This window comes from Aestuariimicrobium sp. G57 (genome assembly GCF_050110855.1).
GTDB lineage: Bacteria > Actinomycetota > Actinomycetes > Propionibacteriales > Propionibacteriaceae > Aestuariimicrobium.
In genome coordinates this window covers 135,113-161,948 of sequence record NZ_JBNINW010000005.1, presented here as the reverse complement: position 1 = coordinate 161,948, position 26,836 = coordinate 135,113, and the positions used below count along the sequence as shown (strand labels likewise).

The 26,836-nt window shown below is 67.9% G+C and carries 23 protein-coding genes and 1 pseudogene; 17 read left to right on the top strand and 7 right to left on the bottom strand.

The window, feature by feature from the left end; translation table 11 throughout:
- Positions 1-72: 72 nt before the first annotated feature.
- Positions 73-1,350: a sugar ABC transporter substrate-binding protein gene (locus ACQCX5_RS12440; protein ID WP_434542347.1), complete on the bottom strand. Its 1,278-nt coding sequence runs from the start codon at positions 1,348-1,350 to the stop codon at positions 73-75.
- Between the two features lie 270 nt (positions 1,351-1,620).
- Here ACQCX5_RS12440 and ACQCX5_RS12435 point away from each other — a divergent pair, with 270 nt between their 5' ends.
- From ACQCX5_RS12435 to ACQCX5_RS12400, 8 genes and pseudogenes are all read left to right on the top strand, one after another.
- Complete coding sequence (locus ACQCX5_RS12435; protein ID WP_434542346.1) at positions 1,621-2,337, top strand: helix-turn-helix transcriptional regulator; 717 nt, start codon at positions 1,621-1,623, stop codon at positions 2,335-2,337.
- Between the two features lie 5 nt (positions 2,338-2,342).
- On the top strand, positions 2,343-3,794 hold the full coding sequence (gene sufB, locus ACQCX5_RS12430) for a Fe-S cluster assembly protein SufB (RefSeq protein WP_434542345.1): 1,452 nt from the start codon (positions 2,343-2,345) through the stop codon (positions 3,792-3,794).
- A 93-nt stretch (positions 3,795-3,887) separates the two neighbouring features.
- Positions 3,888-5,039 carry a Fe-S cluster assembly protein SufD gene (gene sufD, locus ACQCX5_RS12425; protein ID WP_434542344.1) on the top strand — a complete coding sequence of 384 codons (1,152 nt, stop codon included), beginning with the start codon at positions 3,888-3,890 and terminating at the stop codon, positions 5,037-5,039.
- Positions 5,036-5,377, top strand: coding sequence for a non-heme iron oxygenase ferredoxin subunit (locus ACQCX5_RS12420; RefSeq protein WP_434542343.1), 342 nt, complete (start codon positions 5,036-5,038; stop codon positions 5,375-5,377). The genes sufD and ACQCX5_RS12420 overlap by 4 nt, the downstream gene beginning before the upstream one ends.
- A 46-nt stretch (positions 5,378-5,423) precedes the next feature.
- Complete coding sequence (gene sufC, locus ACQCX5_RS12415; RefSeq protein WP_434542342.1) at positions 5,424-6,182, top strand: Fe-S cluster assembly ATPase SufC; 759 nt, start codon at positions 5,424-5,426, stop codon at positions 6,180-6,182.
- 61 nt (positions 6,183-6,243) lie between these two features.
- Positions 6,244-7,476: pseudogene (locus ACQCX5_RS12410) on the top strand (cysteine desulfurase); the annotation flags it as partial.
- Between the two features lie 95 nt (positions 7,477-7,571).
- A complete protein-coding gene (gene sufU, locus ACQCX5_RS12405) occupies positions 7,572-8,021 on the top strand; it encodes a Fe-S cluster assembly sulfur transfer protein SufU (RefSeq protein ID WP_434542341.1) in 450 nt (149 codons plus the stop codon).
- The gene (locus ACQCX5_RS12400) at positions 8,021-8,413 is read left to right on the top strand and encodes a metal-sulfur cluster assembly factor (RefSeq protein ID WP_434542340.1); all 393 of its coding nucleotides are present in this window, start codon (positions 8,021-8,023) and stop codon (positions 8,411-8,413) included. The genes sufU and ACQCX5_RS12400 overlap by 1 nt, the downstream gene beginning before the upstream one ends.
- 251 nt (positions 8,414-8,664) lie before the next feature.
- Here the strand turns inward: ACQCX5_RS12400 and ACQCX5_RS12395 are convergent, their stop codons facing one another.
- Positions 8,665-9,402, bottom strand: a complete 738-nt coding sequence (locus ACQCX5_RS12395) for a hypothetical protein (RefSeq protein WP_434542339.1) — start codon at positions 9,400-9,402, stop codon at positions 8,665-8,667.
- A 208-nt stretch (positions 9,403-9,610) separates the two neighbouring features.
- Here ACQCX5_RS12395 and ACQCX5_RS12390 point away from each other — a divergent pair, with 208 nt between their 5' ends.
- The 4 genes from ACQCX5_RS12390 to ACQCX5_RS12375 all read left to right on the top strand — a co-directional run bounded on the left by ACQCX5_RS12390 (position 9,611) and on the right by ACQCX5_RS12375 (position 15,837).
- Positions 9,611-11,209 carry an ABC-F family ATP-binding cassette domain-containing protein gene (locus ACQCX5_RS12390; RefSeq protein WP_434542338.1) on the top strand — a complete coding sequence of 533 codons (1,599 nt, stop codon included), beginning with the start codon at positions 9,611-9,613 and terminating at the stop codon, positions 11,207-11,209.
- Positions 11,210-11,247: 38 nt separating this feature from the next.
- Positions 11,248-11,688, top strand: a complete 441-nt coding sequence (locus tag ACQCX5_RS12385) for a helix-turn-helix domain-containing protein (protein ID WP_434542337.1) — start codon at positions 11,248-11,250, stop codon at positions 11,686-11,688.
- Positions 11,689-11,840: 152 nt separating this feature from the next.
- Positions 11,841-14,012 (top strand): PhoX family protein, encoded by a 2,172-nt coding sequence (locus tag ACQCX5_RS12380; RefSeq protein ID WP_434542336.1) that lies wholly within the window; start codon positions 11,841-11,843, stop codon positions 14,010-14,012.
- Between the two features lie 142 nt (positions 14,013-14,154).
- Positions 14,155-15,837 (top strand): NERD domain-containing protein, encoded by a 1,683-nt coding sequence (locus ACQCX5_RS12375; protein ID WP_434542335.1) that lies wholly within the window; start codon positions 14,155-14,157, stop codon positions 15,835-15,837.
- Here the strand turns inward: ACQCX5_RS12375 and ACQCX5_RS12370 are convergent.
- From ACQCX5_RS12370 to ACQCX5_RS12360, 3 genes are read right to left on the bottom strand one after another with little or no spacing between them, the layout of a single operon-like run.
- Positions 15,834-16,646, bottom strand: coding sequence for a putative RNA methyltransferase (locus ACQCX5_RS12370; RefSeq protein ID WP_434542334.1), 813 nt, complete (start codon positions 16,644-16,646; stop codon positions 15,834-15,836). The two genes, ACQCX5_RS12375 and ACQCX5_RS12370, sit on opposite strands and share 4 nt — an antisense overlap.
- The gene (locus tag ACQCX5_RS12365) at positions 16,643-17,395 is read right to left on the bottom strand and encodes an SURF1 family cytochrome oxidase biogenesis protein (RefSeq protein WP_434542333.1); all 753 of its coding nucleotides are present in this window, start codon (positions 17,393-17,395) and stop codon (positions 16,643-16,645) included. The genes ACQCX5_RS12370 and ACQCX5_RS12365 overlap by 4 nt, the downstream gene beginning before the upstream one ends.
- A gap of 9 nt (positions 17,396-17,404) precedes the next feature.
- Positions 17,405-17,725: a DUF3099 domain-containing protein gene (locus ACQCX5_RS12360; protein WP_434542332.1), complete on the bottom strand. Its 321-nt coding sequence runs from the start codon at positions 17,723-17,725 to the stop codon at positions 17,405-17,407.
- Positions 17,726-17,862: 137 nt separating this feature from the next.
- On the opposite strand from ACQCX5_RS12360, the gene ACQCX5_RS12355 reads away from it, so the two are divergent.
- A complete protein-coding gene (locus tag ACQCX5_RS12355; protein ID WP_434542331.1) occupies positions 17,863-18,597 on the top strand; it encodes a beta-ketoacyl-ACP reductase in 735 nt (244 codons plus the stop codon).
- A 69-nt stretch (positions 18,598-18,666) separates the two neighbouring features.
- Positions 18,667-19,437 (top strand): enoyl-ACP reductase FabI, encoded by a 771-nt coding sequence (gene fabI / locus ACQCX5_RS12350; RefSeq protein ID WP_434542330.1) that lies wholly within the window; start codon positions 18,667-18,669, stop codon positions 19,435-19,437.
- A gap of 3 nt (positions 19,438-19,440) precedes the next feature.
- Here the strand turns inward: fabI and uidA are convergent, their stop codons facing one another.
- Positions 19,441-21,222, bottom strand: a complete 1,782-nt coding sequence (gene uidA, locus ACQCX5_RS12345; protein ID WP_434542329.1) for a beta-glucuronidase — start codon at positions 21,220-21,222, stop codon at positions 19,441-19,443.
- Between the two features lie 130 nt (positions 21,223-21,352).
- Here uidA and ACQCX5_RS12340 point away from each other — a divergent pair, with 130 nt between their 5' ends.
- The gene (locus tag ACQCX5_RS12340; RefSeq protein WP_434542328.1) at positions 21,353-22,390 is read left to right on the top strand and encodes a LacI family DNA-binding transcriptional regulator; all 1,038 of its coding nucleotides are present in this window, start codon (positions 21,353-21,355) and stop codon (positions 22,388-22,390) included.
- Here the strand turns inward: ACQCX5_RS12340 and ACQCX5_RS12335 are convergent.
- Positions 22,375-23,634 carry a lactate racemase domain-containing protein gene (locus ACQCX5_RS12335; protein WP_434542327.1) on the bottom strand — a complete coding sequence of 420 codons (1,260 nt, stop codon included), beginning with the start codon at positions 23,632-23,634 and terminating at the stop codon, positions 22,375-22,377. The genes ACQCX5_RS12340 and ACQCX5_RS12335 overlap by 16 nt on opposite strands.
- 369 nt (positions 23,635-24,003) lie before the next feature.
- Between ACQCX5_RS12335 and uxaC the strand changes: the two genes are divergently transcribed.
- Both uxaC and ACQCX5_RS12325 read left to right on the top strand, forming a co-directional pair.
- Positions 24,004-25,422, top strand: coding sequence for a glucuronate isomerase (uxaC, locus tag ACQCX5_RS12330; protein WP_434542326.1), 1,419 nt, complete (start codon positions 24,004-24,006; stop codon positions 25,420-25,422).
- Complete coding sequence (locus ACQCX5_RS12325; RefSeq protein WP_434542325.1) at positions 25,419-26,789, top strand: mannitol dehydrogenase family protein; 1,371 nt, start codon at positions 25,419-25,421, stop codon at positions 26,787-26,789. The genes uxaC and ACQCX5_RS12325 overlap by 4 nt, the downstream gene beginning before the upstream one ends.
- Positions 26,790-26,836 lie beyond the last annotated feature (47 nt).

Here is a 26,836-nt window from a genome sequence, read left to right as displayed (position 1 = left end):
CGGAAAACACGGGGGGTGCGCAATACAGCTGGGGGGACGCCCCCCCCCCCCCCCCCCCCACCAGCGGGGTCACTACTTCTTGATGAGGCCTTCGACCTTGGTCACCATCTGGGCCCAGGCGGCCTTGGGATCAGCAGCCTTCTGGCCGATGATGTTGGCCTGGGTCGAACCCCAGTCGGCCCACACCGAGCCCATGGCGGGCACGTTGGGCATCGGCACGCCGTTGGCGCCGACGGCACCGAAGGCCGCGACGTCGGCGTTGGCCTTGGCGGTTTCGAAGGCGGCCTTGTTGGCGGGGGCACGGTTGCCCTCCTTGAACAAGGCCTCCTGCACCTGCTGGGCGCCGATGTATTCGACCAGGAACTTCTGGGTCGCCACGGCGTTGGTGGTCTTGGCCGACATGGCGAACCCCTGCACGCCCACGAACGGGGTGGCGGGCTTGTCGCCGGCCGCCGGGATCGGGTCGATGGCGTACTTGAATCCGGCTTTCTTGATGATGTCCAGGTTCCAGGGGCCGGTCAGGAAGAAGGCGGACTGCTTCTTGATGAACTGGTCCTTGGCGATGTCGGCCGAGATGTTCAGGTTGAACACGCCGTCCTTGCCCATCTGGGCCAGGAACTCGGCGAACTTGCCGCCACCCTCGCCGCCCATGGCGAGCTTCGAGGCGTCGTAGGAGCCGTCCGACTTGAGGTCGAACACCGGCGCCCCAAACGAGGCCTGCAGCGGGTACAGGTGGTAGGGGTCGGAGTTCTTGGGGTCAAGGCCGACCAGCACCTTGTACTTGCCCTTGCCGGTACCGGCGGTGACCAGATCAGCCCAGGTCTTGGGGGCCTCGGCGACCATCTCGGTGTTGCGCAGCAGCGCGATGTTCTCGATCGCGTAGGGCACGCCGTAGACCTTGCCCTCGTAGGTGAAGCCCTGCACGGCGACTTCCTGGAAGATCGAGGCATCGCCGAGCTCCAGCGGGGCGATCACACCGTTCTGGATGAAGCGGCCGATGTTGTCGTGCGGGGTGATGATCGCGTCCGGGCCCTTGCCGGTGGGGGCCTGCGTCAGGAAGTCGTCGGCGATCTTGCCGAAGTCCTTGATGACGAGATTGACGGTGACACCGGTGTCGGCCTTGAACTGTTCGGCCACTGGCTTGATGACCGGGGCGCGGTTCGAGTCGACCCAGACCGTGATCGAGCCGGCGGCGGCCGGGGCGCTGGACGAGGGAGCCGTCGAGGAAGCCGCCGTGGTGGCTGCGCTGGACGATCCGGTCGTGCCGGTGTCGCTGCCGCAGGCGGCAAGGACGCCGACGGCGCCGGCCGCGAGACCGCCCTGGAACAGGAGGCGACGGTTGATGCTCATGGGGTGCCTTTCAGATGAGCCGAGTCTGCAGTGACCGGCCGGTGGGTCTGACGGTGTGTTTCTACCCCATCCGAGGTCAGAATGTGGAACCGGGACACGAGGTTGTGGCCCATCTGTTATCCAGAACGTGACAGGTCTCACCGCGAGTGTGAAACCTCACATGTGCGATGTGATCAGTCGGCCGCCAGCACCATTGCGCCCGCCGCGAACCCCGCGTCCGTCAGGTGGGCCTTACTTGAGTCAGTCCAAACATTACGCAAGACTTGCATCGTGAAAAACTCGACCGAACAACCGAAGCCCGGGGTCGAGTCCAGCGACGTCGACACCCGGCAACGCGTCCTGCAGTCCATCCTTGAACACGGACCCAGCACAGCCAGCGAGCTGGCCACCCGGCTCGGGCTGACCCCTGCCGCCGTGCGCCGACACCTCGCCACCCTCACCGACAGCGGTGCCATCGACAGCCGCGAGCAGCGGGTCTATGGCCAGCGTGGACGCGGCCGCCCCTCACGGGTGTTCCTGTTGACCGACCGCGGCCGCGCCGACTTCTACCAGGCCTATGACGACCTCGCGATCCAGGCCTTGCGGGCGCTGGCCACCGAGAACGGCCAGGGCGCCGTCCATGCGTTGGCCGAGCAGCGCGTCGCCGACGTCGAGTCGCGGTACCGCGCCGCCCGGGCCGACGACCCGGGGGCCACCCCGGTCGAGGCGCTCACCAAGGCGCTGTCGGCCACCGGCTACGTGGCGTCCATCAAGCCGGTCGCGTCGGGCGAGCAGATCTGCCAGCATCACTGCCCGGTGGCGCATGTCGCCGAGCAGTTCCCGCAGCTGTGCGAGGCCGAGACCCAGCTCTTCGGCCGACTGCTCGGCTCGCACGTGCAGCGCCTTGCCACCATCGCCCACGGCGACGGTGTCTGCACCACCCACATCCCGCACCCCGTGATGATGCCCCCGATTTCCCCAGCCACCCACGTGAAGGAAAGGTCCTGACCGATATGACCCAGGTTGACAACAGCCGCCCCATGGCGCCCGGTACCGGTGCCACCCAGGACGAGCACATCGAGGCCCTGTCCAGCTACCAGTGGGGTTGGCACGACGCCGACACCGCCGGCGCCGCCGCGAAGCGTGGCCTGAACCCTGACGTGGTCAAGAACATCTCGGGGCTGAAGGACGAGCCCCAGTGGATGCTCGACCTGCGCCTCAAGGGCCTGAAGATGTTCGACCGCAAGCCGATGCCCAGCTGGGGTGCCGACCTGTCCGACATCGACTTCGACAACATCAAGTACTTCGTGCGCTCGACCGAGAAGCAGGCCCAGAGCTGGGAGGACCTGCCCGAGGACATCAAGAACACCTACGACCGCCTGGGCATCCCCGAGGCCGAGAAGGCCCGTCTGGTGGCCGGTGTGGCCGCCCAGTACGAGTCCGAGGTCGTCTACCACAAGATCAACGAAGAGCTGGAACGCCAGGGCGTCATCTTCCTCGACACCGACACCGCGCTGAAGGAGCACCCGGAGATCTTCCAGGAGTACTTCGGCACCGTCATCCCCGTCGGTGACAACAAGTTCGCCTCGCTGAACACCGCGGTGTGGTCGGGCGGCTCGTTCATCTACGTGCCCAAGGGCGTCCACGTCTCGATCCCGCTGCAGGCCTACTTCCGCATCAACACCGAGAACATGGGCCAGTTCGAGCGCACGCTGATCATCGCCGACGAGGGCTCGTACGTGCACTACGTCGAGGGCTGCACCGCCCCGATCTACAAGTCCGACTCGCTGCACTCGGCCGTCGTCGAGATCGTGGTGAAGAAGAACGCCCGCGTGCGCTACACGACCATCCAGAACTGGTCGAACAACGTGTACAACCTGGTCACCAAGCGCGCCACCTGTGAAGAGGGCGCGACCATGGAGTGGATCGACGGCAACATCGGTTCGAAGGTCACCATGAAGTACCCGGCCGTCTACATGATGGGCGAGCACTCGCGCGGTGAGACCCTGTCGATCGCGTTTGCCGGCGAGGGCCAGCACCAGGACGCCGGGTCGAAGATGGTGCACTGCGCACCGCACACCTCGAGCTCGATCATCTCGAAGTCGGTGGCCCGCGGCGGCGGCCGCTCGTCGTACCGCGGCCTGGTCGAGGTGCAGGAAGGCGCCCACCACTCGGCCAGCTCGGTCAAGTGTGACGCGCTGCTGGTCGACACCATCAGCCGTTCCGACACCTACCCCTACGTGGACGTGCGTGAGGACGATGTGTCGATGGCCCACGAGGCGACCGTCTCGAAGGTCTCTGACGACCAGCTGTTCTACCTGATGAGCCGAGGCATGGAAGAGGACGAGGCGATGGCGATGATCGTGCGCGGCTTCGTCGAGCCCATCGCCCGTGAGCTGCCGATGGAATACGCCCTGGAGCTGAACCGCCTGATCGAGCTGCAGATGGAGGGCGCGGTCGGCTGACGCGAAGGCGTTGACCAACCCGCGGGGGCGACACCAGCTGTCGTCCCCGCCCCGCAGCACGAACCCGGACACACGAAACGAGAAAGAGGAACGTTGTCAGTCACGACTGAGCAGCCGGCGGTGGCGAGGGCCATCGAGACCGTCGAGTCCCATCTGCACCCCACCCCGTCATGGGCCGTGGAAGACCACCCCATGCCCACCGGGCGCGAGGAAATCTGGCGCTTCACCCCGATCAAGCGGTTCAACGACCTGCTGATGCCGGCCACCGAGCTGGGCACCCTGGACTGGTCGCTCGCCCCGGGCGCCGAGGGTGTCACGGTCACCGAGTTGACCGCCGAGCAGGCCCGCGACCTGGCCGTCGAGGCACCGGTCGACCGCATCGCGGCGCTGGCTGCCGAGCAGACCGTGTACCGCACCCACATCGATGTGCCGGCCGAGGCCGAGCTGACCAAGCCGGTCGTCTTCACCGCCAAGGGCAACCAGGGCCAGGCCCGTGACCACTACGTGCTCACGGTGGGCCGCTTCGCCAAGGCCACCGTGGTGGTGAAGTTCGAGGGCACCGCAACCTACGCCGAGAAGCTCGACGTGGTCGTCGGCGACGGTGCGACCCTCAACCTGATCACCGTGCAGGACTGGGCCGAGGGCGCCGTGCACGGCGGCCAGCGCTCGATCCGCGTGGGGCGCGATGCCTCGGTCAAGACCATCACGGTCTCGATCGGTGGCGACGTGCGCATCCAGGAGGACAGCCGCTTTGAGGGCCCGGGCGGCTCACTCGAGCAGTTCGGCCTGTACCTGGTCGACGGCGGCCAGCACATCGAGCACCGGCTGTTCGTTGACCACAACGCCCCGCACACCTCGTCCAATGTCGACTACCGCGGCGCGCTGCAGGGCAAGGGTGCGCACTCGGTCTGGATCGGCGACGTGCTGATCCGCAAGGTGGCCGAGGGCATCGAGACCTACGAGTCGAACAAGAACCTCGTGCTCACCGACGGCTGCCAGGCCGACTCGGTGCCGAACCTCGAGATCGAGACCGGTGAGATCGCTGGTGCCGGTCACTCCTCGACGACGGGTCGCTTCGACGACGAGCAGCTGTTCTACTTGCGCAGCCGTGGCATCCCCGAGTCGGACGCCCGTCGCCTGGTCGTGCACGGCTTCTTCTGGGACATCATCCGCCGCATCGGCATCGAGGACATCGAGGCCCACCTGCTCGACATCGTCGAGCACGAGCTGCAGGTCGTCTCGTGACCTGGCGCGTGGCCTGCAGCCTGTCCGAGCTGGACGACGACCTGCCCCTGGCGATCGAGGTCATCAACGATGACGACGACGACATGGACGTGGCCATCGTGCAGCACGAGGGCGAGTACTTCGCCATCCAGGACGAGTGCAGCCACGCGAAGGTGCGGTTGAGCGAGGGCGATGTCGAGGACTGCACCATCGAGTGCTACCTGCATGGCTCGAAGTTCGACCTGCGCACCGGCGCAGTGCTCAACCTGCCGGCCACCCAGCCGGTGCCCGTCTACCCCTGCCGGGTGGTCGGCGATGACCTCGAGGTCGACGTCGACAACCCGATCCCCATGGCCTGAGGCCGTCCCACACGCAATCACCACGACTACAGAAAGCCTTCAAAACATGTCGAAGCTCGAGATCAGCAACCTGCACGCATCGGTCGAAACCGAGAGCGGCCCCAAGCAGATCCTCAAGGGCGTCAACCTGACCATCAACCCCGGTGAGGTGCACGCCATCATGGGCCCGAACGGTTCGGGCAAGTCGACCATGGCCTATGCCCTGGCCGGCCACCCCCGCTACACCATCACCGAGGGCTCGGTGAAGCTGGACGGCGTCGAGCTGACCGGCATGACCGTCGACGAGCGCGCCCGCGCCGGCCTGTTCCTGGCCATGCAGTACCCCGTCGAGGTGCCCGGTGTGTCGGTGTCGAACTTCCTGCGCACCGCCAAGACCGCGCTCGACGGCGAGGCCCCCAAGGTGCGTACCTGGGTCAAGCAGGTCAACGAGGCGCTGGGCCGCCTGCAGCTCGACAGCGAGTTCTCGGGCCGTTCGGTCAACGAGGGCTTCTCGGGTGGCGAGAAGAAGCGCCACGAGATCGCCCAGCTCGAACTGCTCAACCCCAAGTTCGCCATCCTCGACGAGACCGACTCGGGCCTCGACATCGACGCCCTGCGCATCGTCTCTGAGGGCGTGAACCGCTACATGCAGCAGGAAGACCGTGGCGTGCTGCTGATCACCCACTACACCCGCATCCTGCGCTACATCGAGCCGAGCTTCGTGCACGTGTTCGTCGACGGCCAGATCGCCGAAGAGGGTGGCCGCGAGCTGGCCGACCGCCTCGAGGTCGAGGGCTACGAGAAGTTCGTCAAGGCGAACGCCTGACGCGTCCGCACTGTGACCACCGGGAATGAGCCCGGGTCCAGACCAGTTGAAACCAGGTGAGATGACATACGACGTTGAGGCCATCAGGGCCGATTTCCCCATCCTGACGCGGCAGGTCAACGGCACACCGCTCACCTACCTGGACTCGGGCAACACGTCCCACAAGCCCCGGCAGGTCATTGACGCGATCTCGGCGCACTACGCCGAGCACAACGCGAACGTGGCCCGCGCGATGCACCAGTTGGGCGTCGAGTCGACGCGGGCATTCGAGGTGGCCCGTGAAAAGGTGGGTGACTTCATCGGGGCCGCCGGCACCGATGAGGTCGTGTTCACCAAGAACGCGTCCGAGGCGTTGAACCTGGCCGCCCACACGCTGGGCACCCGGCTGGGCCCCGGCGACGAGGTCGTGGTCTCGGTGATGGAGCACCATTCCAACATCGTGCCGTGGCAGCTGGCGTGCCAGCGCACGGGCGCGACCCTGCGCTGGTTCGACATCACCGATGACGGCCGGCTCGACATGGCCGCCGCCCGCGAGCAGAACCTGATCAACGAGCGCACGAAGGTCGTCAGCGTCACGTGGGTCTCGAACGTGGTCGGCACGGTCAACCCGATCGCCGAGATCGCCGCGTGGGCCCACCAGTACGGCGCCGTGATGATCACCGACGGTGCCCAAGGTGTGCCGCAGCGGCCCACGGACGTCGCCGCGCTGGGCGTCGACATGCTCGCCTTCACGGGCCACAAGCTCTGCGGGCCCACCGGTATCGGTGTGCTGTGGGGCAAGCGCGACCTGCTCGCCTCGCTGCCGCCCTTCCTGGGCGGGGGAGAGATGATCGAGGTCGTCACCATGCAGGGTTCGACCTATGCGCCGCCGCCGGCGCGGTTCGAGGCCGGGACGCCGCCGATCGCGCAGGCCGTCGGGCTGGGTGCCGCCATCGACTACCTGTCGGGTATCGGCATGGACGCGATCGCGGACCATGAGACGGCCATCACCAGGTATGCCATCGAGGCGATGTCGCAGGTCGAGGGCCTGCGCATCCTGGGGCCGACCGATCCTTCGGTCGAGCGTGGCGGCGCGATCTCGTTCGTCGTCGACGGTGTGCACCCCCATGACCTGATGCAGCTGACCGATGCCCGCGGTGTCGCGATTCGTGGCGGTCACCACTGCGCTCGTCCACTGCACGAACGACTCGGCGTGCAGAGTTCGTCGCGCGCGAGCCTGTACCTGTACACGACCGAGCGCGAGGTCGACGTGCTCGTCGAAGCACTGACCTATGCACGGGACTTCTTCGCCGGCAAGGTGGGCGCGCACACCGAACACAAGTCGTTCGCCGAGCGGCGTGCAGAGCGTGCGGCACGCGCAGCGGCCCGGGCATCGGCAGGAGCCAGCAAATGAACGTTGAAGAGATGTACCAGGAGATCATCCTGGACCACTACCGCGAGAAGCACCACAGCGGCCTGCGAGCCCCGTTCGACTCCGAGGTGCACCACGTCAACCCCAGCTGCGGCGACGAGGTGACGATGCGCGTCGACGTCGAGGGCGGGGTGGTGACCGATGTGTCGTACGACGCCGAGGGCTGCTCGATCTCGCAGGCCTCGACCTCGGTGATGACAGACCTGGTCATCGGACGCGATGTCAGCGACACGCTGGCGCTGCACGACGAGTTCCTGACCATGATGCAGTCGCAGGGCAACATGACCCCCGATGAGGACCGTCTCGAGGACGGCATCGCCTTCATCGGCGTCGCCCAGTTCCCCGCTCGTGTGAAGTGCGCCATGCTGGGCTGGTCGGCCCTGCGTGACGCCCTGCTGCGGGCATCCTCAACCGCCCAGGAGGCATGATGAGCACCGAGATTCCCGAGGCGCAGCAGCGCCCGTCCGACCTTGTCAAGGACGACCTGCCCGACGTCGACGCGCCCGTCAAGGTGGCCGCGATCGATGACATCGTCGAGGCCATGCGTGACGTGGTCGACCCCGAGCTGATGGTCAACGTGGTCGATCTCGGCCTGGTCTACGGCGTGCAGGTTGACGAGGCCAACAACGTCACCCTCGACATGACCCTGACCAGCCCGACCTGCCCGCTGACCGACCGCATCGAGTACGACACCCAGACGGTGCTCGAGGGGCTGGTGGATTCGGTGGCGATCAACTGGGTCTGGCTGCCGCCGTGGTCGCTCGAGATGATCACCGAGGATGGCCGCGAGCAGTTGCGGGCCATTGGCTACAACGTCTGAGGGCTTCGGCTGGGCACAGGTACAGCGGTGCCGAACCGTTCGACTACCGACGGTTCGACACCGCTGTGGCGTTTTCGGGGCACCGCGGGCACCGTCGTGGCACACCCGACCAGCCCCGACGGTTCAGCGCGGCGCCCAGCTGACCCGCCACGGCGCACTGCCGCACACTGACATCAGGCCAGCCGTACCGCAGTGTGGTGGCGTCCCGGCTCACGGCATGCATGTTGTCGCGCCACATGTCCTTGGCCCGGTCATCGTGGGCCTGCCCGTCGAGCTCGACAACCAGCCCGTACTCGGGGTACCAGCCATCTGAACGGGTGCGGGGCGACAGGCTGACCTGACGCACCCGCGGGGGCAGGCGGTGGGGGCGTTCGACACGGGTGGTGAACAGCCACTCGAGGGCGCTCTCGTGGCCGGCTTCCGACGACGAGCAGAGTCTTTCGAGCAGGGCCCGGTGGCGCGCGCTGTTCCCCGGCGAACCGTTCCGCCAGCCGTGGGGCGGTGGTGAAACGTTGGCCGAGGGCCCGGGTGACCGCACCCACCAGCGTGAGCTCGTCGGCTTCTGCGGCGACATCGACCAGGCTGTCCTCGACGCTCGCGCGGCTGGGGGAGCCCCGGCCGTGCCGGCCCAGACGGCGGAACGTGATTGGTCGGCCGAGGATGGTCCGCTCGTGCAGGGCGTGGTCATGGTCGTGACTGATGGTGATCCGGGATGGTTCACGCCCGAGCATGCCGTGCAGCCAGCCTGCTGCCAGGCCCGTGGCGGCAGCGTCCGGACCGGCGATGATCAGGCCGGCAGTGAGCGCGGTGCGCCACGTGGGTTCGTCGACGCTGTAAATGCCGCGCTCGAGCTTCGTCCAGCCCTTGGCCAGGCGGCGCTGCACTGACTCGGTCACGCCGAGCTCACGCAACTGGGCGGTGGTGAGGATGCCGTACTGTTCGTCGGCAAGGTACAGCGCCGCGGCGGGCAGGTGTTGTCGTGGGTGCATGTCGACCAGCATCCGCGGGTGGTGGCACGGGACGGCCGGCTGCGGCGGGACGGACGACACCAGCGCGGGAATGGACCACACCTTCGTCCGCACGGACAACACCACACCAACCACAGCGGTGCCGAACCGTTCGACTACCGACGGTTCGGCACCGCTTTGCGCGAAACCGGTTTGGTTGAGCCTGCCCGAGACGGGAGAATGGTTCCTCGTGCTGCAAGTCAAGGATCTCGAAGTCGCCGTCGGCGCCCGGACGCTGTTGTTGCCCACCTCGTTCCAGGTGTTGCCGGGCGACAAGATCGGTCTGGTCGGGCGCAATGGCGCCGGCAAGACCACGACCACGCGCATCCTCGCCGGTGAGGCCCAGCCCTCGGGCGGCGCCGTCACCCGCACCGGACGAATGGGCTACCTGCCCCAGGACCCCCGCGACCCGAACCTCGAAACGCTCGCCCGTGACCGCATCCTGTCGGCGCGTGGACTCGACCAGGTGCTCATTCGGCTGCGCCGCTACGAGAACGAGATGGCCGAGGCCACCGGCGAACGGCGCGACAAGGCCATGGCCGCCTATTCGCGTGCCGAGGCCGAACATGTGGCCGCCGGTGGCTACGGCGCCGAGGCCGAGGCCGCCCGCATCTGCGCCAACCTGGCCCTGCCCGACCGGGTGCTCGACCAGCCGTTGAAACACCTCTCGGGCGGTCAGCGCCGCCGCGTCGAGCTCGCCCGCATCCTGTTCTCGGGCGCCGACACGCTGCTGCTCGACGAGCCCACCAACCACCTCGACGCCGACTCGATCACGTGGCTGCGCACGTTCCTGCAGGGCTACCCGGGCGGGGTCATGATGATCAGCCACGACACCGACCTGCTGGCGGCGACCGTGAACAAGGTCTTCCACCTCGATGCGAACCGCTCCGAACTCGACATCTATGCCATGGACTGGAAGCGCTACCTGACCCAGCGCGAGGCCGATGAGAAGCGCCGCAAGCGTGAACGGGTGAACGCCGAGCGCAAGGCCGACCAGCTGATGGCCCAGGCCGACAAGATGCGTGCGAAGGCCACCAAGGCCGTGGCCGCGCAGAACATGGCCCGCCGCGCCGAGCGCCTGCTGGCCGGCATCGAGGGCGAACGCGTGCAGGACAAGGTGGCGAAGATCAACTTCCCGACCCCTGCGCCCTGTGGCAAGACCCCGCTGATGGCCGAGGGGCTCTCGAAGACCTATGGCTCGCTCGAGGTGTTCACCGGCGTCGACCTGGCCATCGACAAGGGCTCCCAGGTGGTGATCCTGGGCCTGAACGGCGCCGGCAAGACGACACTGCTGCGCATCCTCGCCGGTGTCGAGCAGTCAGACACCGGCCGCGTCATTCCCGGCCACGGGTTGAAGCTCGGCTATTTCGCCCAGGAGCACGACCTGCTCGACATGGAGGCGACCGTGCTCGAGAACATGACGAAGGCCGCGGCTGACATGAACGAGACCGACTGCCGCAAGGTGCTGGGGCAGTTCCTGTTCACCGGTGACGATGTCGAGAAGCCCACCCGGGTGCTGTCGGGCGGTGAGAAGACCCGGTTGTCGCTGGCGACGCTGGTGGTCTCTGCCGCCAATGTGCTGTTGCTCGACGAGCCCACCAACAACCTCGACCCGGTGAGCCGTGAGCAGGTGCTCGACGCCATCCGCACCTATGCGGGCGCGGTCATTCTGGTCACCCACGACGAGGGCGCCGTCGACGCCCTGCAGCCCGACAGGGTGCTGTTGCTGCCCGACGGCGTCGAGGACTTGTGGAACCAGGAGTACGCAGACCTGATCGCTCTCGCGTAGTCTGGAGCGACATTTTTCGCCAATCCCGAGGAGCTGACGTGCAGATCGTGCCTGCTGGCGCCCGTGTGACGGGCCAGGCCCGGTCCGACCTCGCCGGTGCCGCCTCGCGACACTATGCCGCCGGCGCCTCGATCCGCGGGATCGCCGCCCAGATGGGCCGCAGCTATGGCTTCGTCCAGAAATTGCTGGTCGAGCAGGGCGTCACGCTGCGCGGCCGCGGTGGTGACACCCGCAGCGTCGACGCTCGGGTGCGCCGGGCCGCGGTCGTCGTCACAGCACCCCCCGTGGACGAGGCAGACGCGTCGTCCGGGGTCGACCCGGATCCGAAGAAGACCGGGGCGAAGAAGTCGGGCAAGGCCAAGAAGAAGTCGACCGAGAAGAAGTCGACCGAGAAGAAGTCGGGCAGGGCCAAGAAGGACAAGCAGAAGTCCGACAAGGCGAAGAGCAAGGGCAAGGGCAAGCGTTCGGCCAAGGCTTGAACCGCCCCAGTTTTGGGCACGCATCGCGCACGAAATATTGCTGGGCCCAAGTGTTCAGCCGCTGTTAACCCGGGCGGCCCCCAGCGCTTGCCTTGTTTTGGAAGGGTCTCAGGGACAGTCCGTCACCCAGCCCTTTCGATGGAGTAGACCCCATGCCCAAGGACCTCAAGCTGCTGCCGATGTTCGGCCATACCCGCGGCAACCGTTCGGCCGCCACCTGCCACTTCAAGTGTGGCAACGCCTGCACCGGTGAGGTGTGCAACACCTCGAACAATGAGTACTTCCGCGACCTCGTGACCTCGGTGATGTCGCGTCGTGCAGCCCTCGGCCTGGGTGGCGGCATCGCCGCCGGTGCCGTGGTCGTCGCCAACGTGGTGGGTTCGCCGACCCCCGCCGCCGCCGACTTCGGTGGCAACGGCTCGGGCACGGGCTCGCTGCCCTTCACCGCCATCGCGCCGGTCGCCCGCAGCATTGACACCGTGAGCGTTCCCGACGGCTACCAGTGGAACGCCCTGATCCGCTGGGGTGACCCGCTGTTCAACGACTCGCCCGCGTTCGACGTGAACTCGCAGAGCGAGCTGTCGGCCGAGAAACAGTTCGGCTACAACTGTGACTACCTGAACATCCTGGCCGAGTCGCCCACCAAGGCGCTGCTGCTGTGCAACCACGAGTACACCAACGAGGACATCATGTTCCCCGAGGCGTTCGCGACTGCCAACCCGGACGAGGTCGTCAAGATCGCCATCGCGTCGCACGGCTTCTCGGTGGTCGAGCTCGAGCGTGACGGCGCCAGCCTGCCCTGGCGTTACATCAAGGGCGGCGCCCGCAACCGCCGCATCACCGGCAAGACCCCCTTCACCGTCGACGGCCCGGCGGCCGGCCACGACCTGCTGAAGACCAAGGACGACCCGACCGGCACTCGCGTGCTCGGCACCCTGAACAACTGCGCCGGTGGCACCACCCCCTGGGGAACCGTGCTGTCGGGCGAAGAGAACTTCAACCAGTACTTCAAGGGCTCGGGAACCGCGCAGCAGGGCCGCTACGGCATTGCGAACCGGGCTTCGGAGCGCGGCTGGGAGAACGTCGACCCCCGCTTCGACCTGAGCAACCCCGACTACGCCAACGAGGCCAACCGCTTCGGCTGGATCGTCGAGATCGACCCGCAGGACCCGACCTCGACCCCGGTCAAGCACACCGCCCTGGGCCGCCTCAAGCACGAGGCCGGCAATGTCGTGCTCGCCAAGAACAACAAGGCGGTCGTGTACTCCGGCGACGACGAGCGTTTCGACTACCTGTACAAGTTCGTCTCGACCGCTGCCTACAGCGCCGGCAACCGTGAGGCGAACAAGAAGCTGATGTCGCAGGGCAACCTGTACGTCGCGAAGTTCACGGGCAACAGCGCTGCCGAGATCGACGGCTCGGGCAAGGTCCCGACCGACGGTGGCTTCGACGGCACCGGCACCTGGGTGCCCCTGGTCGAGAACGGTCGCTCGATGGTGCCCGGCATGCCCGATGTCGCCGAGGTGCTGGTGTTCACCCGGCTGGCCGCGGACGCCGTGGGCGCCACCAAGATGGACCGCCCCGAGGACGTCGACGTCAACCCTGTCACCGGCAAGGTCTACATGGCCCTGACCAACAACAGCCAGCGCGGCACCACCGGCAAGGCCGCCGCCGACGAGGCCAACCCCCGCAACAAGAACAAGGACGGCCACGTCATTGAGATCATCGAGGACGGCGACGACAACGCCTCGCTGACCTTCACCTGGAACATCCTGCTCATGGCCGGTGACCCCAGCAACGCCGAGATCCCGACCTATTTCTCGGGCTACCCGGCCGACAAGGTCTCGCCGATCTCGTGCCCCGACAACCTCGCGTTCGACTCCCAGGGCAACCTGTGGATCTCGACCGACGGCCAGCCCGGCGCCATCGGCTACTGCGACGCCCTGCACAAGGTCACGCTGGACGGCGCCGACCGCGGCAAGGTCGAGCAGTTCCTGGCCGTGCCGGCCGGTGCCGAGACCTGCGGCCCGGTCATCCACGACCAGGACAACATGGTCTTCGTGGCGGTGCAGCACCCGGGTGAGGGCGGCACCTTCGCGGCGCCGATCTCGTACTTCCCGGACTACGCCAACAACCGGCTGGCCCCCGCGGCCAACACCTTCGCCGGCCCCCGGCCGTCGGTGGTGCAGGTCTTCCAGCCGCAGGCGGCGACGACCCCGGTGACCACGCCGCCGGCCACGCCTCCGGCCACCAACCCCGGCGCGACCCCCTCGGTGCCCCCCACCCAGGTCAAGCCCCCGAAGCTGCCCAACACGGGCAACTGATGCAGGCCGTCTGCGGGCGGTGACGATAACCCCGGTGGGGCGGTGCCAGAGGCGCCGCCCCACCGGGCATTTCACGCGGGCGTTCGTGGTTGAGTAGGTGCCAGGTGGACGAGGAGGTCCCAAAGCACCAGAAGGAGTCCAGGTGAGCGCCAGATTGTTCCCCCCAGAGCCGCGGTTCGTCAACGACCACGAACGTGACGTGTGCCACCGCCTGGTGCGCGGACTGCCTGATGGTTCGGCGGTACTCGCGAACCTGCGGGTGACCCATCGGGGCGACGACCTCGAAGCAGACCTCGTGGTGATCATCCCCGAGTCAGGGGTGGTGGTCGTCGAGGTGAAGGGCGGCCGGGTCTGGCATGACGAGCAGGGCTGGTGGCAGGCAACGCCCGAGGGACGTCGGCAGATTGACCCGTTCACGCAGTCGATGGCCGCCAAGCGGGCACTCATGGACTATGTGCGCCAGGACCCGAGGTGGACCGGTGGCAGGGTGCGCTGGGCCCACCACGTGGTGCTGACCGCGACCCACCTCGATGCGCACTTCGCGACACCGGAATCACCGCGCTGGATGGTCAGTGACCAGGACGAGCTGCCGACGCTCGCCGACCGGTTGATCGACCAGCTCGACCTGCATACGGGCGACGACGCGGCACCAGTCAACCGCGACCAGGTCGACCTGTTGGTCGAGGTGCTGCAGGGGCGGGGGCTGCCGCGCGACGTCGTTGGCGCCAGTTCTGACCACGACGAGCTCGTCACCCGGCTGACTGACGAGCAGGCGCTGTTGTTGTCGGTCACGCGGCTGGTGCCCCGCGTTGAGGTGCGCGGGGGAGCGGGCAGCGGCAAGACATGGCTCGCCATGGAACACGCACGCCGGCTCGCCGACGGCCGCCACACGGGGCGACGCGAGCGGGTCGCCGTGGTGTGCTATTCCTACGGGTTGGCCGAGTTCCTGCAACGTGAGCTGCTGGGTGGCGGGTCGCGCGGCAAGCAGCCGAAGTTCGTCGGCACCTTCGAGGCGCTGGCCAACCGGTGGGGCATCGACACGTCGAGCGCCACCCGCGACAACAGTGCGTTCTGGGAACAGGAGTTGCCGCGACTCATGGCGGAACGCGCCGACCAGCTCGGCGATGACGAACGGTTCGACGCCATCATCGTCGACGAGGCCCAGGACTTCGCCGAGGAGTGGTGGCACGCGCTGCTGCGTGGGTTGCGAGACCCGGACGGGGGCCGCCTCGGCGTGTACACCGACGAGCACCAGCGGGTGTTCCCACGCTTCGGTGACCCGCCGGTGCAACTGGTGCCGCTGGTGCTTGACCACAACCTGCGCAACACCCGCCAGATCTATGACGCGTTTGCCCCGCTGGCACCGACCGGCATGTCCCCACGCGGTGGGTACGGCCCCGATGTGGTGTTCGTGCCCTGCGCCACCGGGCAGAGCATCGAGGTGGCAGATGACGAGGCCGACGCGCTGGTCGGCGAGGGCTGGGCGCCCCGTGATGTGGCCCTGCTGACCGTCGGCCACAGCCACCCGGTGCAGAAGGAGCGCCAGCAGAGCCTGGGGCAGGTGGGCTATTGGGCCGGCTACTGGGACGAGGACGACATCTTCTATGGCCACGTGCTCGGGTTCAAGGGCATGGAACGCCGTGCTGTCGTGCTGTGCCTGAACAGTGAACGCGCGATGGACCGCGAGGCCGAGCGGCTCTACGTCGGCCTGTCCCGGGCCACGGACCTGCTGGTGGTCGTGGGCGACCCCGAGGTCGTGGAACGGATGGGGGGTGACAAGGTGCGCGCGCGGCTCGAGGCGCCGGGCACGGTCCGCACCAGCTAGCCAGCCGGCTGCCAGGTGCTGACGACGACCTCGACGTCGACGCGCAGCGCGGTGACGGTGCCGTGCTCGTGCAGGGCATTGGGGCCCATGTCGACCAGGGCCGCGGCGGTGGCGGCGTCCAGGTCCAGTCCGAAGGCGACCTCGGTGCGGTCCCTGCGGGTGAACTGCGGGGCCAAGGAGTCGACCAGGCGGGCGTCCTTGTCGTCCTGGACCGCCATCAGGCCGAAGGCCTGCCGGGCCTGGGCCAGGTGACCCGGGCCGGGAGTGACCGTCACCAGCCGCCCGCCCGGGCGCAGCACGCGGGCGAACTCCGCGGCGTTGCGTGGGGCGAAGATGCACGCCACCAGGTCGGCGCAGGCGTCGACCAGCGGCAGGCCCTGCCAGACGTCGGCCACCACTGCCCTGGCCGCAGGGTGTGCCTTCGCCAGCCGCCGGGCGGCAGCGGGCGAAATGTCGACGCCGAGGCCCTCGGCATGGCCGACCCCCGCCCCAGCCAGGGCGTCCAGCACGCCCGCGAGGTAGTAGCCGGTACCGGCACCGACCTCGACCACAGCCCGAGCCCGGGCCGCCACCGCGACCGCGGCGACGGCGTCACGGATGGGGGAGTAGTGCCCGGCCGCGAGGAACCGCTGCCGCGCCTCGACCATTGCGGCGGTGTCGGCATTGGCGCCGGGGGCATGACCCAGCAGGTTCAGGTATCCCTGGCGGGCCACGTCGAACCGGTGCCCCGAGGCGCAGCCCGCGACCAGCCCCTCAACGACCAGCCGCTCGCCGCAGTGCGGGCAGACCAGCCAGTTGAAGCCGGTCATGCCTGTCGTGCGGCATTGAGCTGGGCGGCGCGGGCACGCTTGCGGCGACGCTCACGCAGGTCGGCGCGCACCAGGATGAGCACCCCACCGGCGGCGATCACCGTGAACAGGAACCACTGGATCGCATAGGACAGGTGCGGCCCCTCGTCGAGCTCGGGGGTGCCGACCGGCGTCAATCCCGGGTCTGCCGGCGTGCTCGAGATGGCCTGGATGTAACCATCGACCAGCTGCTGCCCGATCGCCGCCGAGATCGCAGGGGCATTGATCAGCCGCACCGAGCCCTGCATGGGGGTGGTCGCATTCGCCTTGCCCTGCTCGTTGCGGCGCACGAACCCGGTCACGGTCACCTGTCCGGCCGGTGCCGCGGCCGGCCTGGCGACCTCGCCATTGCCCCGCGACGTGAAGCCGCGGTCGACCAGCACCAGTCGACCGTCGCTGGTGCGCAGCGGCAGCACCCACTCGCTGCCCTGGCTGCCGCCCACGTTGCGGTAGCGCACCTCGAGCTGGTGTTCGGGCAGGTAGGTGCCGGTGACCGTCACCCGCTGCCACTGGTCACCCTCGGCGATGGGATGGTGGAATACCTGGTCCCATGGCTGCACTGGCAACGCCTGGTTGGCCACCACGATCGCATTGCGTTCGCGGCGCGCCTCGAGCCGGTGCAACTGCCATTCACCCAGCCGCACGAACACCGCGCCCAGCAGGGCCACGAACACCACCAGCACGATCCAGCGCACCCACAACTTCTTCACCGCTCGAGCCTATCCGCTCGTTCCGGCACCCTCGTCGTCGACGACCTCGCCCTGGATCACCTCGCCGTCCGGCCCATGCCCCGACGTCAGCATGCGTTGCCCCGGCTCGTCCGGGGGTGCCAACGGCGGTGCCTTGTGGTCGATGGCGTTGGCCAGCATGACCGCGATGACGGGCAGCACCATCGCTGCCGCCAGGGGGATCAGCTTGTAGACGCCAGGCACGAAGAACAGCATCACGAACGCGAACGTGCGGATGCCCATGGCGATCGCATAGTTGCGTCGTCGACGATGCAGGTCGTCGCTGCGGCTCTCTGCCACCTGCGTGACCACGACAACCCGCCGGGAAGATCGGCGGAAGCCGTCCCCGCCAGAATCCGTCACACTTGCAGGATTCCACAGTTTTCCAAACCCGGACACTGTGGGAGCTTTCGTTGTCGCCCCCCGCCGGGTTCGATAGTTTCGGGCGTGTGAGCAGCGAGCAGACCACCCCCGAACAGACCACCCCCGGCCGCGTGGCGCTGGTGACCGGCGCCAACAAGGGCATCGGACGAGCCATCGCCGAGTACCTGCGTGACCACGGCTACAGGGTTGCCGGCACCTACCGCAGCGGCGAGGTGCCCGACGGCGTGCTCGGCGTGCAGTGCGACATCACCGACGCTGCGCAGGTGGACGAGGCATTCGGTCAGGTCGAGCAGCAGCTCGGGCCCGTCGAAGTGCTGGTCGCCAACGCCGGCATCACCAAGGACGGCCTGCTGATGCGCATGGACGAGGACGACTTCACCAGTGTCATCGACACCAACCTCACCGGCACCTGGCGCGTCGTCAAGCGTGCCACCCGCGCCATGATGAAGCAGCGCTTCGGCCGCATCGTGCTGATCTCGTCGGTGGTGGCGCTGCTGGGCTCGCCCGGCCAGGTCAACTACGCGGCCTCGAAGGCCGCGCTGGTCGGCATGGCCCGTTCGATCAGCCGCGAACTGGGCACCCGCAACATCACCTGCAATGTCGTCGCCCCCGGGTTCATCGAGACCGACATGACCGCGGTGCTGCCCGAAGACACCATCAAGGGCTACCAGGCACGCATCCCCGCCGGACGACTCGGGCAGTCGGCAGAGGTGGCCCAGGCGGTGGCATTCCTGGCCGGGGCGGACTACATCACCGGTGCCGTCATCCCCGTCGACGGCGGCCTCGGCATGGGTCATTGAGCGATACCCCGCAGGGGGACAACCCCCTGGCAACCCCCACGAGTCAACACCACGAGATTAAGGACGAGCATGGGAATCCTCGAAGGCAAGAACATCCTGGTGGCCGGAGTCACCCACAACACCTCGATCGCCTATGAGGCGGCGCGCATCGCGCAGCAGGAAGGTGCCACCGTGCTGGTCAGCAACTTCGGCCGCGCGCTCAGCCTGACCAACCGGGTCGTGCAGAAGCTCGACCCGGTGCCGCCGGTGCTCGAGCTCGACGTCACCAATGCCGACCACCTGGCCGCGCTGCCCGACGCCGTGCGTGAGCATGTCGACCACCTCGACGGGCTGGTGCACTCGATCGCGTTCGCCAACCCCGAAACCGCGCTCGGCGGCAAGTTCCTCGAGACCGGCTGGGACGACGTCGCCACCTCACTGCACGTGTCGGCCTATTCGATGGCCAGCCTGACGATGGCCTGCAAGCCGCTGTTCCGCGAGGGGGCCAGCGTCGTCGGCATGACCTTCGACGGCTCGGTCACCTGGCCCAGCTACGACTGGATGGGCGTCTCGAAGGCGGCGCTGGAGGCGACGAGCCGCTACCTGGCCCGCTACCTGGGCAAGGAAGGCATCCGCTCGAACATCGTCTCGGCCGGACCGCTGCAGACCATCGCCAAGAAGGCCATCCCCGGCGGCTCGAGCTTCGATGACGTCTGGGCAGAGCGCGCCCCGCTCGGCTGGGACCCCACTGACACCACCCCGACCGCGAAGGCCATCGTGGCCCTGCTGTCGGACTGGTTCCCGGCCACCACCGGCGAGGTCGTCCACGTCGATGGTGGCCTGCACTCGACCGGGGCCTGAGGCTCAGCCGGCGCCGCCCGTCCACCGCTGCCGCAGCTGGTGGGCGGCGGCCTTCGGCTGGCGGTCACGGGTGAACGCGCCTTTCTTGTTGCCGCCCACGCGCATGATGCCGCTGGTGGTCGCGAAGTCGGCGAAATTCCACATCTGCTCGCCGACCACCTCGTCGAACTCGTCGAAGATCTTGTGCTGCAGGTCGAGGTAGTCGACCTGGTAGTCCTCGCTCCACGGTGCGGCCGGCAGCTGGTGCAGCCCCGCATAGGTGTCGGCGCCGTACTCGGTGAAGATGATCGGCTTGCCCTCACTGGCCCAGCCCGCGGTTTCGGTGCGCATCGCGATCTCGGCATTGGCCAGGTCATCGGTGTGCACGTACCAGCCGTAGTAGCGGTTCAGCATGATGACATCGGCGAACTGGCTCACCCGGCACTGCCCGTGGGGGGCCAGCATCACGTTGACGAACCCCACCGGACGAGTGGGATCAGCCGCGCGGGCCACGTCGAACAGCGGCCTGAAGTAGGCCTCGGCGGCCTCGGTCGTGGATTCTGGTTCGTTCGCGATCGACCAGATCACCACGCACGGGTGGTTCTTGTCACGGGCCACGAGTTCGCGGATCGTCTGCGCATGCACCTCGCAGGTCTGGTCGTTGATCGTCTCAGGTGAGAACGTCACGTAGCCCTGCGTACCGGCGATGCCGCCCCCGATGGCCATGTTCATGCCGACGGCCGGGGTCTCGTCGATGACGACGAAGCCCATCCGGTCGGCATAGTCCATGAATTCCTCGCTGTAGGGGTAGTGCGACGTGCGCAGCGAGTTGGCGCCGATCCAGCCCAGCAGCTCGAAGTCGCGCACCATCGAGGCGGGGCAGTGCTGCTTGCCGATGGTGATGTGGTCCTCGTGCATGCCGAAGCCCTTGAAATAGAACGGTTCGCCGTTGATCAGGAACTGCGTTCCCCGCACCTCGACGGTGCGCACACCCACCGGCTGGTGGAACGAGTCGACCACGCGATCGCCATCGACCAGCTGCACCTCGAGGTCATAGAGGTAGGCATCGAGCGGCCGCCACGGACGCACCTGCTCGATCCCCAATTCGCCCTGCGGTCCTGTACCGGACGCCACCTCGGCGCCGTCCTCATCGCGCAGCTGCACCCGCACGTCCAGGCCGTCGGCATCGACGGCGGCGGCCGTCCAGGCGACCGTACCCGCCGCCCCGTCCAGCCCGGTCACGACGGTGACGTCGTCCAGGTGCGCCCGCGGGGTCGACTGCAGCCACATCGGACGATGGATGCCCGCGTAGTTGAAGAAGTCGTGCCAGTACTTCAGTCGCGGACCGGCGGGGGAGTCCTCGACGACGCCGGGCGGCACGGACTGGAAGCTCAGCGAGTTGTTGACGCACAACGTGATGCGCACCAGCTGGCCGGGTGCGACCACGTCGGTCAGGTCGGCCTCGAACGGCAGGTAGCCGCCCTCATGGCTGGCCACCTCGACGCCGTCCACCCACACCGTGGCCCGGTGGGTCGCCGACTCGACCTGCAGCGTGATGCGCTGGTCGGCCCAGCCCCGGGGCACCCGCACCGTGGTCTGGTACCAGATGTCGCCAAAGAACTCGCGGGTCTCGCGGTCGGTGACCAGGTCGTTGAAGCTGGCCGGCACCGGCATCTTGCGGGCCCCGGTGAGCGGCCCGTCGAACCAGCGCTGGTTGCGGCCCTCACCGTCGCGGTCGAGCCGGAAGTCCCACAGGCCAGACAGGTTCTTGCGTTCACGGGTGGCGGAATCCTGGGTGCGCAGCATGCGTGTTCCCCTCGGTTGACGTCAACGGACGTGCCCCATTTGAACGGTCCCGGTGCGACCATGTGCGGAATCGTCGCAATTGGGTGCCGAGTGGCCCGCCCGACAAGCATGCATGCCGTACTCTGACCGGGTGAGTGACGACGACGTTGCGCGCCCCGCGACCATTTATGACGTTGCTGCAGCCGCCGGCGTGAGCCCGGCCACGGTCAGTCGAACATTTTCGCGACCGGGACGCGTGAGCGCCAAGACGGCCGAGCACATTCGTGCCGTCGCGGCCGACCTGGGCTACCGCGCCGAGCAGATCGCGGCCCCCGTGCTGCCCGCGAAGCGCAAGGCCCTCGGGTTGGCCGTCGCCGACATCACCAACCCGTTCAATTTCGGCATCATCCGGGGCGCCGAAGAGGCCGCGGCCCAGCATGGCTACGCCATCGTCCTGATCGACACCCGTGAATCGGACCAGCTCGAGCGCACGCTGCTGAACCGCACGCTGCCGCTGCTCGACGCGATGCTGGTGGCGAGCTCCCGGGTCTCGGACACGCACCTGCGCCAGGTGGGCAAGCAGTTGCCGGTGGTGGTGCTGAACCGGCATGTCTCGGGCATGCCCAGCATCGTCACCGACAACGAACGGGGCATGCGTCGCGCCGTCGAACACCTGGCCGAACTCGGCCACCGCCAGATCTGGTACGTCGCCGGTCCCGAGGCCAGCTGGGCAGACGGCGTCCGGTGGCGGGCGATGCGCGAATCGGCGCTCGAACTCGTGCTCACCGCCCACCGGGTCGGACCCAATGTACCGACCATGCGCGAGGCCCCCGCCATCGCGGACGAACTGCTGTCACGCGGGGCGAAGGCCGTCATCTGCTACAACGACCTGCTCGCGTTCGGGCTGGTGCTGGCGCTGCGGCAGCGCGGCGTCTCGGTGCCGGAACAGATGAGCATCATCGGGTTCGACAACGCGTTCGGCTGCGACCTGCTCAGCCCGGGGCTGACGACCGTGGCGGCACCGCTGGGCCAACTTGGTGAACTCGGAATCACCAACCTCGTCGGACTGCTCGGCGGCGCGAAGTGGCGTTCGGCGACCCCACTACGGGTTCCGGTGAAGCTGATCGTGCGTGGGTCGACGGCGGCCCCGACCGGGCAGCGCCCGGCACGGGCTCACTTGACCCGGTAGAGCACCTCGCCGGCATTCGGCACCACGAAGACGTCGGGGTCAGCGCGCATCGCGTCGATGTCGATCTCGTTCGGGTCGAGGTAGCCCAGGTTGATCGACTCGCACACCTCTCGCGGGATCTGGGTGGCCAGGGTGACCTTGACCCGCAGCTTCTCGACGCCGGTCTCGGCATCATAGGTGCCCTTGCCACGCAGGTGCGTCGAGTGGGCCAGCACGCCCCAGTGCACGTCCTTGAACCTGTCCCACTGCTTCACGAAGTAGTCGCGGCAGTGGTAGCCGATCTCATGGATCTCATGGTGGGTTTCGGACACCTCGGTGACGTGCGGGGCATAGATGATCACCTCACCGCCGTCGGCCACGGCCGGTTCGAGCTTGTAGAACCCCTTGGCGGCGGTCCAGATGTCCTCGTAGCGCTCGGGCATGATCGAGAGCACGCGCTTGAACGGTTCGTCCACGTATTCGACGTGCGTCTGTGCCGCGATCGCGGCGGACGCGGCCCACGCGTCTTCAGTGGTGCCCCAGGCAATGGCCTCGATCAGGCCGGTGCCCGACTCGACAACGAGGCAGAACGCCAGCCGCTGCGCCGGGATCAGTTCGGAGCCCTCGTTGATCATCGCCCGCACGGGCGTGATGCCCGTGGTGCCGATGATGTCGTAGCTGGTGATCAGGGCACCGACCCAGTGGGTCATGTCGATGAATTCCTGCGAGGCGACACCCGGGATGAAGTACTTGTTGCCGCCCGAGATGCCCACCACCTCGTGCGGGAACACAGGGCCCACGACCAGCGCGACATCGGCTTCAACGACGTGCCGGTTGATCATGATGGTGGCGCCGACGTCGAGGCGTCCCCCGGACAGTTCGGCGATGCGTTCACCGCTGATCCTGCCGACCTCGACCAGCATGTCCGGGTCGGCCCATTCGTGGTTGACCACGCGGATGCCGGGGTAGAGCTCTTCGGGGTCGCCGCCCAGCATCCTGGCGATCTCGTCGGGCTCCATGTAGGAGTGGGTGCCCAGCGCGATCACGGCGGTCACCTCGGCGGCACGGCCGACCAGGTGCTGGTGCAGCGCGCGCATCAGCAGCGGCAGCGGGCAGCTGCGGGTGCCATCGGGAATGACGAGCGCGACCTTCTTGCCCTCAAGCCCGGCGGCGGCGAGGTTGCGGCCGATGAACTCATCGACCTGCTCGTCGCTCACGTGCTGGTGCGGGCCACCGATCAGGTCGGGGGTGATCTGGGCGCTCATGATGCTCCTCTGCTCGCGGCGTGTGCTCCCATCCCACCGCGGACGGTGGTGACGCGCAAGCGGTTGCCGCCGTTTGCCGGGTGGTGCAGAAGTGACAGTGGTGCCTCGAGGGCGGGTTTCTGGGGCGACGGGGGCGGCTGGTCGGTCCGGAGGTGGGTTCCAGACGTGCAGAACTGGCACCAGTGTCATGAATACGCCTGGTTCGGGCTGTTCGGGTTGCAGAAGTGGCACCCGTGCCTCGTCCGCAGGTTCGGGGGTTCGATGGCGTGGACGACGCGCCATCCATGCCACGTCCGCGGTGCACAACCACGGCTGCAACCAGTGGCAACCCGTTGTGAGTGGCGCCCGCCGTCCGAAAGAGTGGGCAACATGTCAGCGCCGATATCCCTCAGCCTCCACCCCGACCGGCTCTTCCCGGTCGATGCGTCCACCCGCGATGTGGCCCGCAGGCTGTACGAGTCCGTCAAGGACCTGCCCATCATTTCACCCCATTCCCATGTGCCCCCGCAGTGGATCGCCGACGATGTCGCGTTCAGCGACCCGACGTCGTTGCTCATCACTCCCGACCATTACGTCACGCGCATGATGCACGCCAATGGCGTGCGGCTGGATGACCTGGGCGTCGGGCGCAACGACATGACGGCCGACGATTCCCGGGCCGCCTTCCGGCTGCTCTGCGAGCACTGGGGTGACTACGCGGGCACCCCGGTGCGCTACTGGCTCGAGAACGAGCTGGTCGACATCTTCGGCGTCACCGTGCGGCCCAGCCCCGAGACCGCCGACCAGATCTACGACGCCATCCAGGCCTGGGTGGGCGATGGGGCCAACACGGCGCGCAAGCTGATGGAACGCTTCGACATCGCCGTGCTCGCCACCACCGACGACCCCTGCGACAACCTCGAACACCACGCGGCGCTGCGCGACGACGCCACCTTCACGCGCCGGGTGGTGCCGACCTTCCGCCCCGACAAGTACCTCGAACCCGCCCGCGCCGACTGGAACCAGCTGGTCGACGACATCAGCCGCGCCAGTGGCGAGGCCGTCGACGACCTGCCCGGATTCCTCAACGCGCTGGCCAACCGCCGTGAGTACTTCAAGGCCCACGGCGCCTTCAGCTCGGACCATTCGCATTTCGACCTGGACACGACCCGTCTCGACGAGGCCGAGGCCAACCGCATCTACCTCGCCGCCAGGCGCGGGGCGGCGTCCGCCGACGAGGCGACCGCACTGCGTCGCCACCTCGTCTGGCACCAGGTGCGCATGGCGACCGAGGACGGACTGGTGCTGACGCTGCACCCCGCCGTGGTGCGCAACCACCACACCCCGACGTTCGAGAAGTACGGGGCAGATGTGGGCGCCGACATCCCCGTCAGCGTCGAGGTGTCCCGAGCCCTGCGCCCGGCCCTGGAATCGTTCGGCACCCACCCGAACCTGAACCTGGTCATCTTCACCCTGGACGAGACCGTCTTCTCGCGTGAGATCGCGCCTTTGGCGGGGTTCTACCCGAGCGTTTTCGCCGGTGTGCCATGGTGGTTCCTGGATGCACCTGATGCGATCAAGCGCTTCCGCCGCGCGGTCACCGAGACCGCCGGGTTCACTCGCACCAGCGGGTTCATCGACGACACCCGCGCGTTCTGCTCCATCCCGGCCCGACACGACATGTCCCGCCGCCTCGACGCCTGCCACCTTGCCGACCTCGTCGTCGAGCACCGATTGGCTGAAGACGAGGCGGCACAAATCATCACTTCATTGGTGGTTGACCAACCCAGAAAGGTGTTCAAACTGTGACCGATCAAGAAGCACGGCACCTGTCCCGTGCCGCGGGTGACGGGCGTCCCGCCGCCCCCGTCCGCATCATCCACCTGGGACTCGGCAACTTCTTCCGGGCCCACCAGGCGTGGTATACCGAGCACGCACCCGATGCCGACCAGTGGGGCATCGCCGCGTTCGGTGGCCGCTCTGCCAAGGTGGCCGACCAACTCGCCCCGCAGGACGGGCTGTACACGCTGCTCGTGCGCGCCGATGACGGCGACCAGCCCGAGCTGATCAGCTCGGTGGTGGCGGTGCATTCGGGCACCGACATCGCCACGTGGCTCGACTACTGGCGTTCGCCCGACCTGGCGGTGGTCACCCTGACCGTCACCGAGGCCGGCTACCTGCGTGGCCCCGATGGCAGCATCAACCTGGCCGACGCAGACGTCGCCGCCGACCGCGCAGCCCTGGCCGATGGCAACCTCGAGGGCGTCACCACCGCCCCCGGCAAGCTGCTGGCCGGCATCATCGCCCGCCGTGACGCCGGGCTGGGACCGGTCACGGTGCTGTCGTGCGACAACCTGCCCGACAACGGCGGAGTGGTGCAGCGCGTGACCCGCAGCCTGGCCGTGGCTGTCGACCCCGCGCTCGCCGACATCGTCAACGAGCACGCGTTCGCCACCGCCATGGTCGACCGCATCACCCCGCGCACGACCCAGGACGACATCGACGCCGTGCTCGCCGCCACCGGGGTGGCCGATGCCGCACCCGTGGTCACCGAGCCATTCGTCGAATGGGTCATCGCGGGCGATTTCCCGGCCGGACGGCCCCAGTGGGATGCCAACTTCGTCGACGAGGTCGAGCCCTTCGAACAGCGCAAGCTGTGGCTGCTCAACGGGTCGCACACGCTGATGGCCTATGCCGCGTCCGCCCGGGGGCACGAGGTCGTCTCGCAGGCGATCGTCGACCCGGTCGTGCGCGGCTGGGTCGAGGAATGGTGGGACGAGGCTGCCCGCCACCTCACCGTGCCCGCCGAGGACATCGCCAACTACCGCAAGGCGCTGGTCGACCGGTACGCCAACCGCCAGATTCGCCACCTGCTCGCGCAGATCGCGGCCGACGGTTCGCAGAAGGTGCCGGTGCGCCTGTTGCCGACCCTGCGGGCCGAGCGCGCTGCGGGTCGTGAGGGACGCGGTGCCGCACGTGGTGTGGCCGCCTGGATCCGCCACCTGCAGGGGGTGGGTGCGCCGGTCACGGACGCCCACGGCGACCCCTATGTGGCGGCCGCGACGGGCGACGAGCCGGTGAGGGCCGTGCTGACCCTGCTCGACCCGGCCCTGGGGGATGACGAGGGCGTCGTGGCCCTGGTCACCGGGCTCGTCGACGAGCTGGCCAACGCCTGACACACCACGAGCAGCCGCGGGCGTCGACCAGAGGGGGAGGTCGGCGC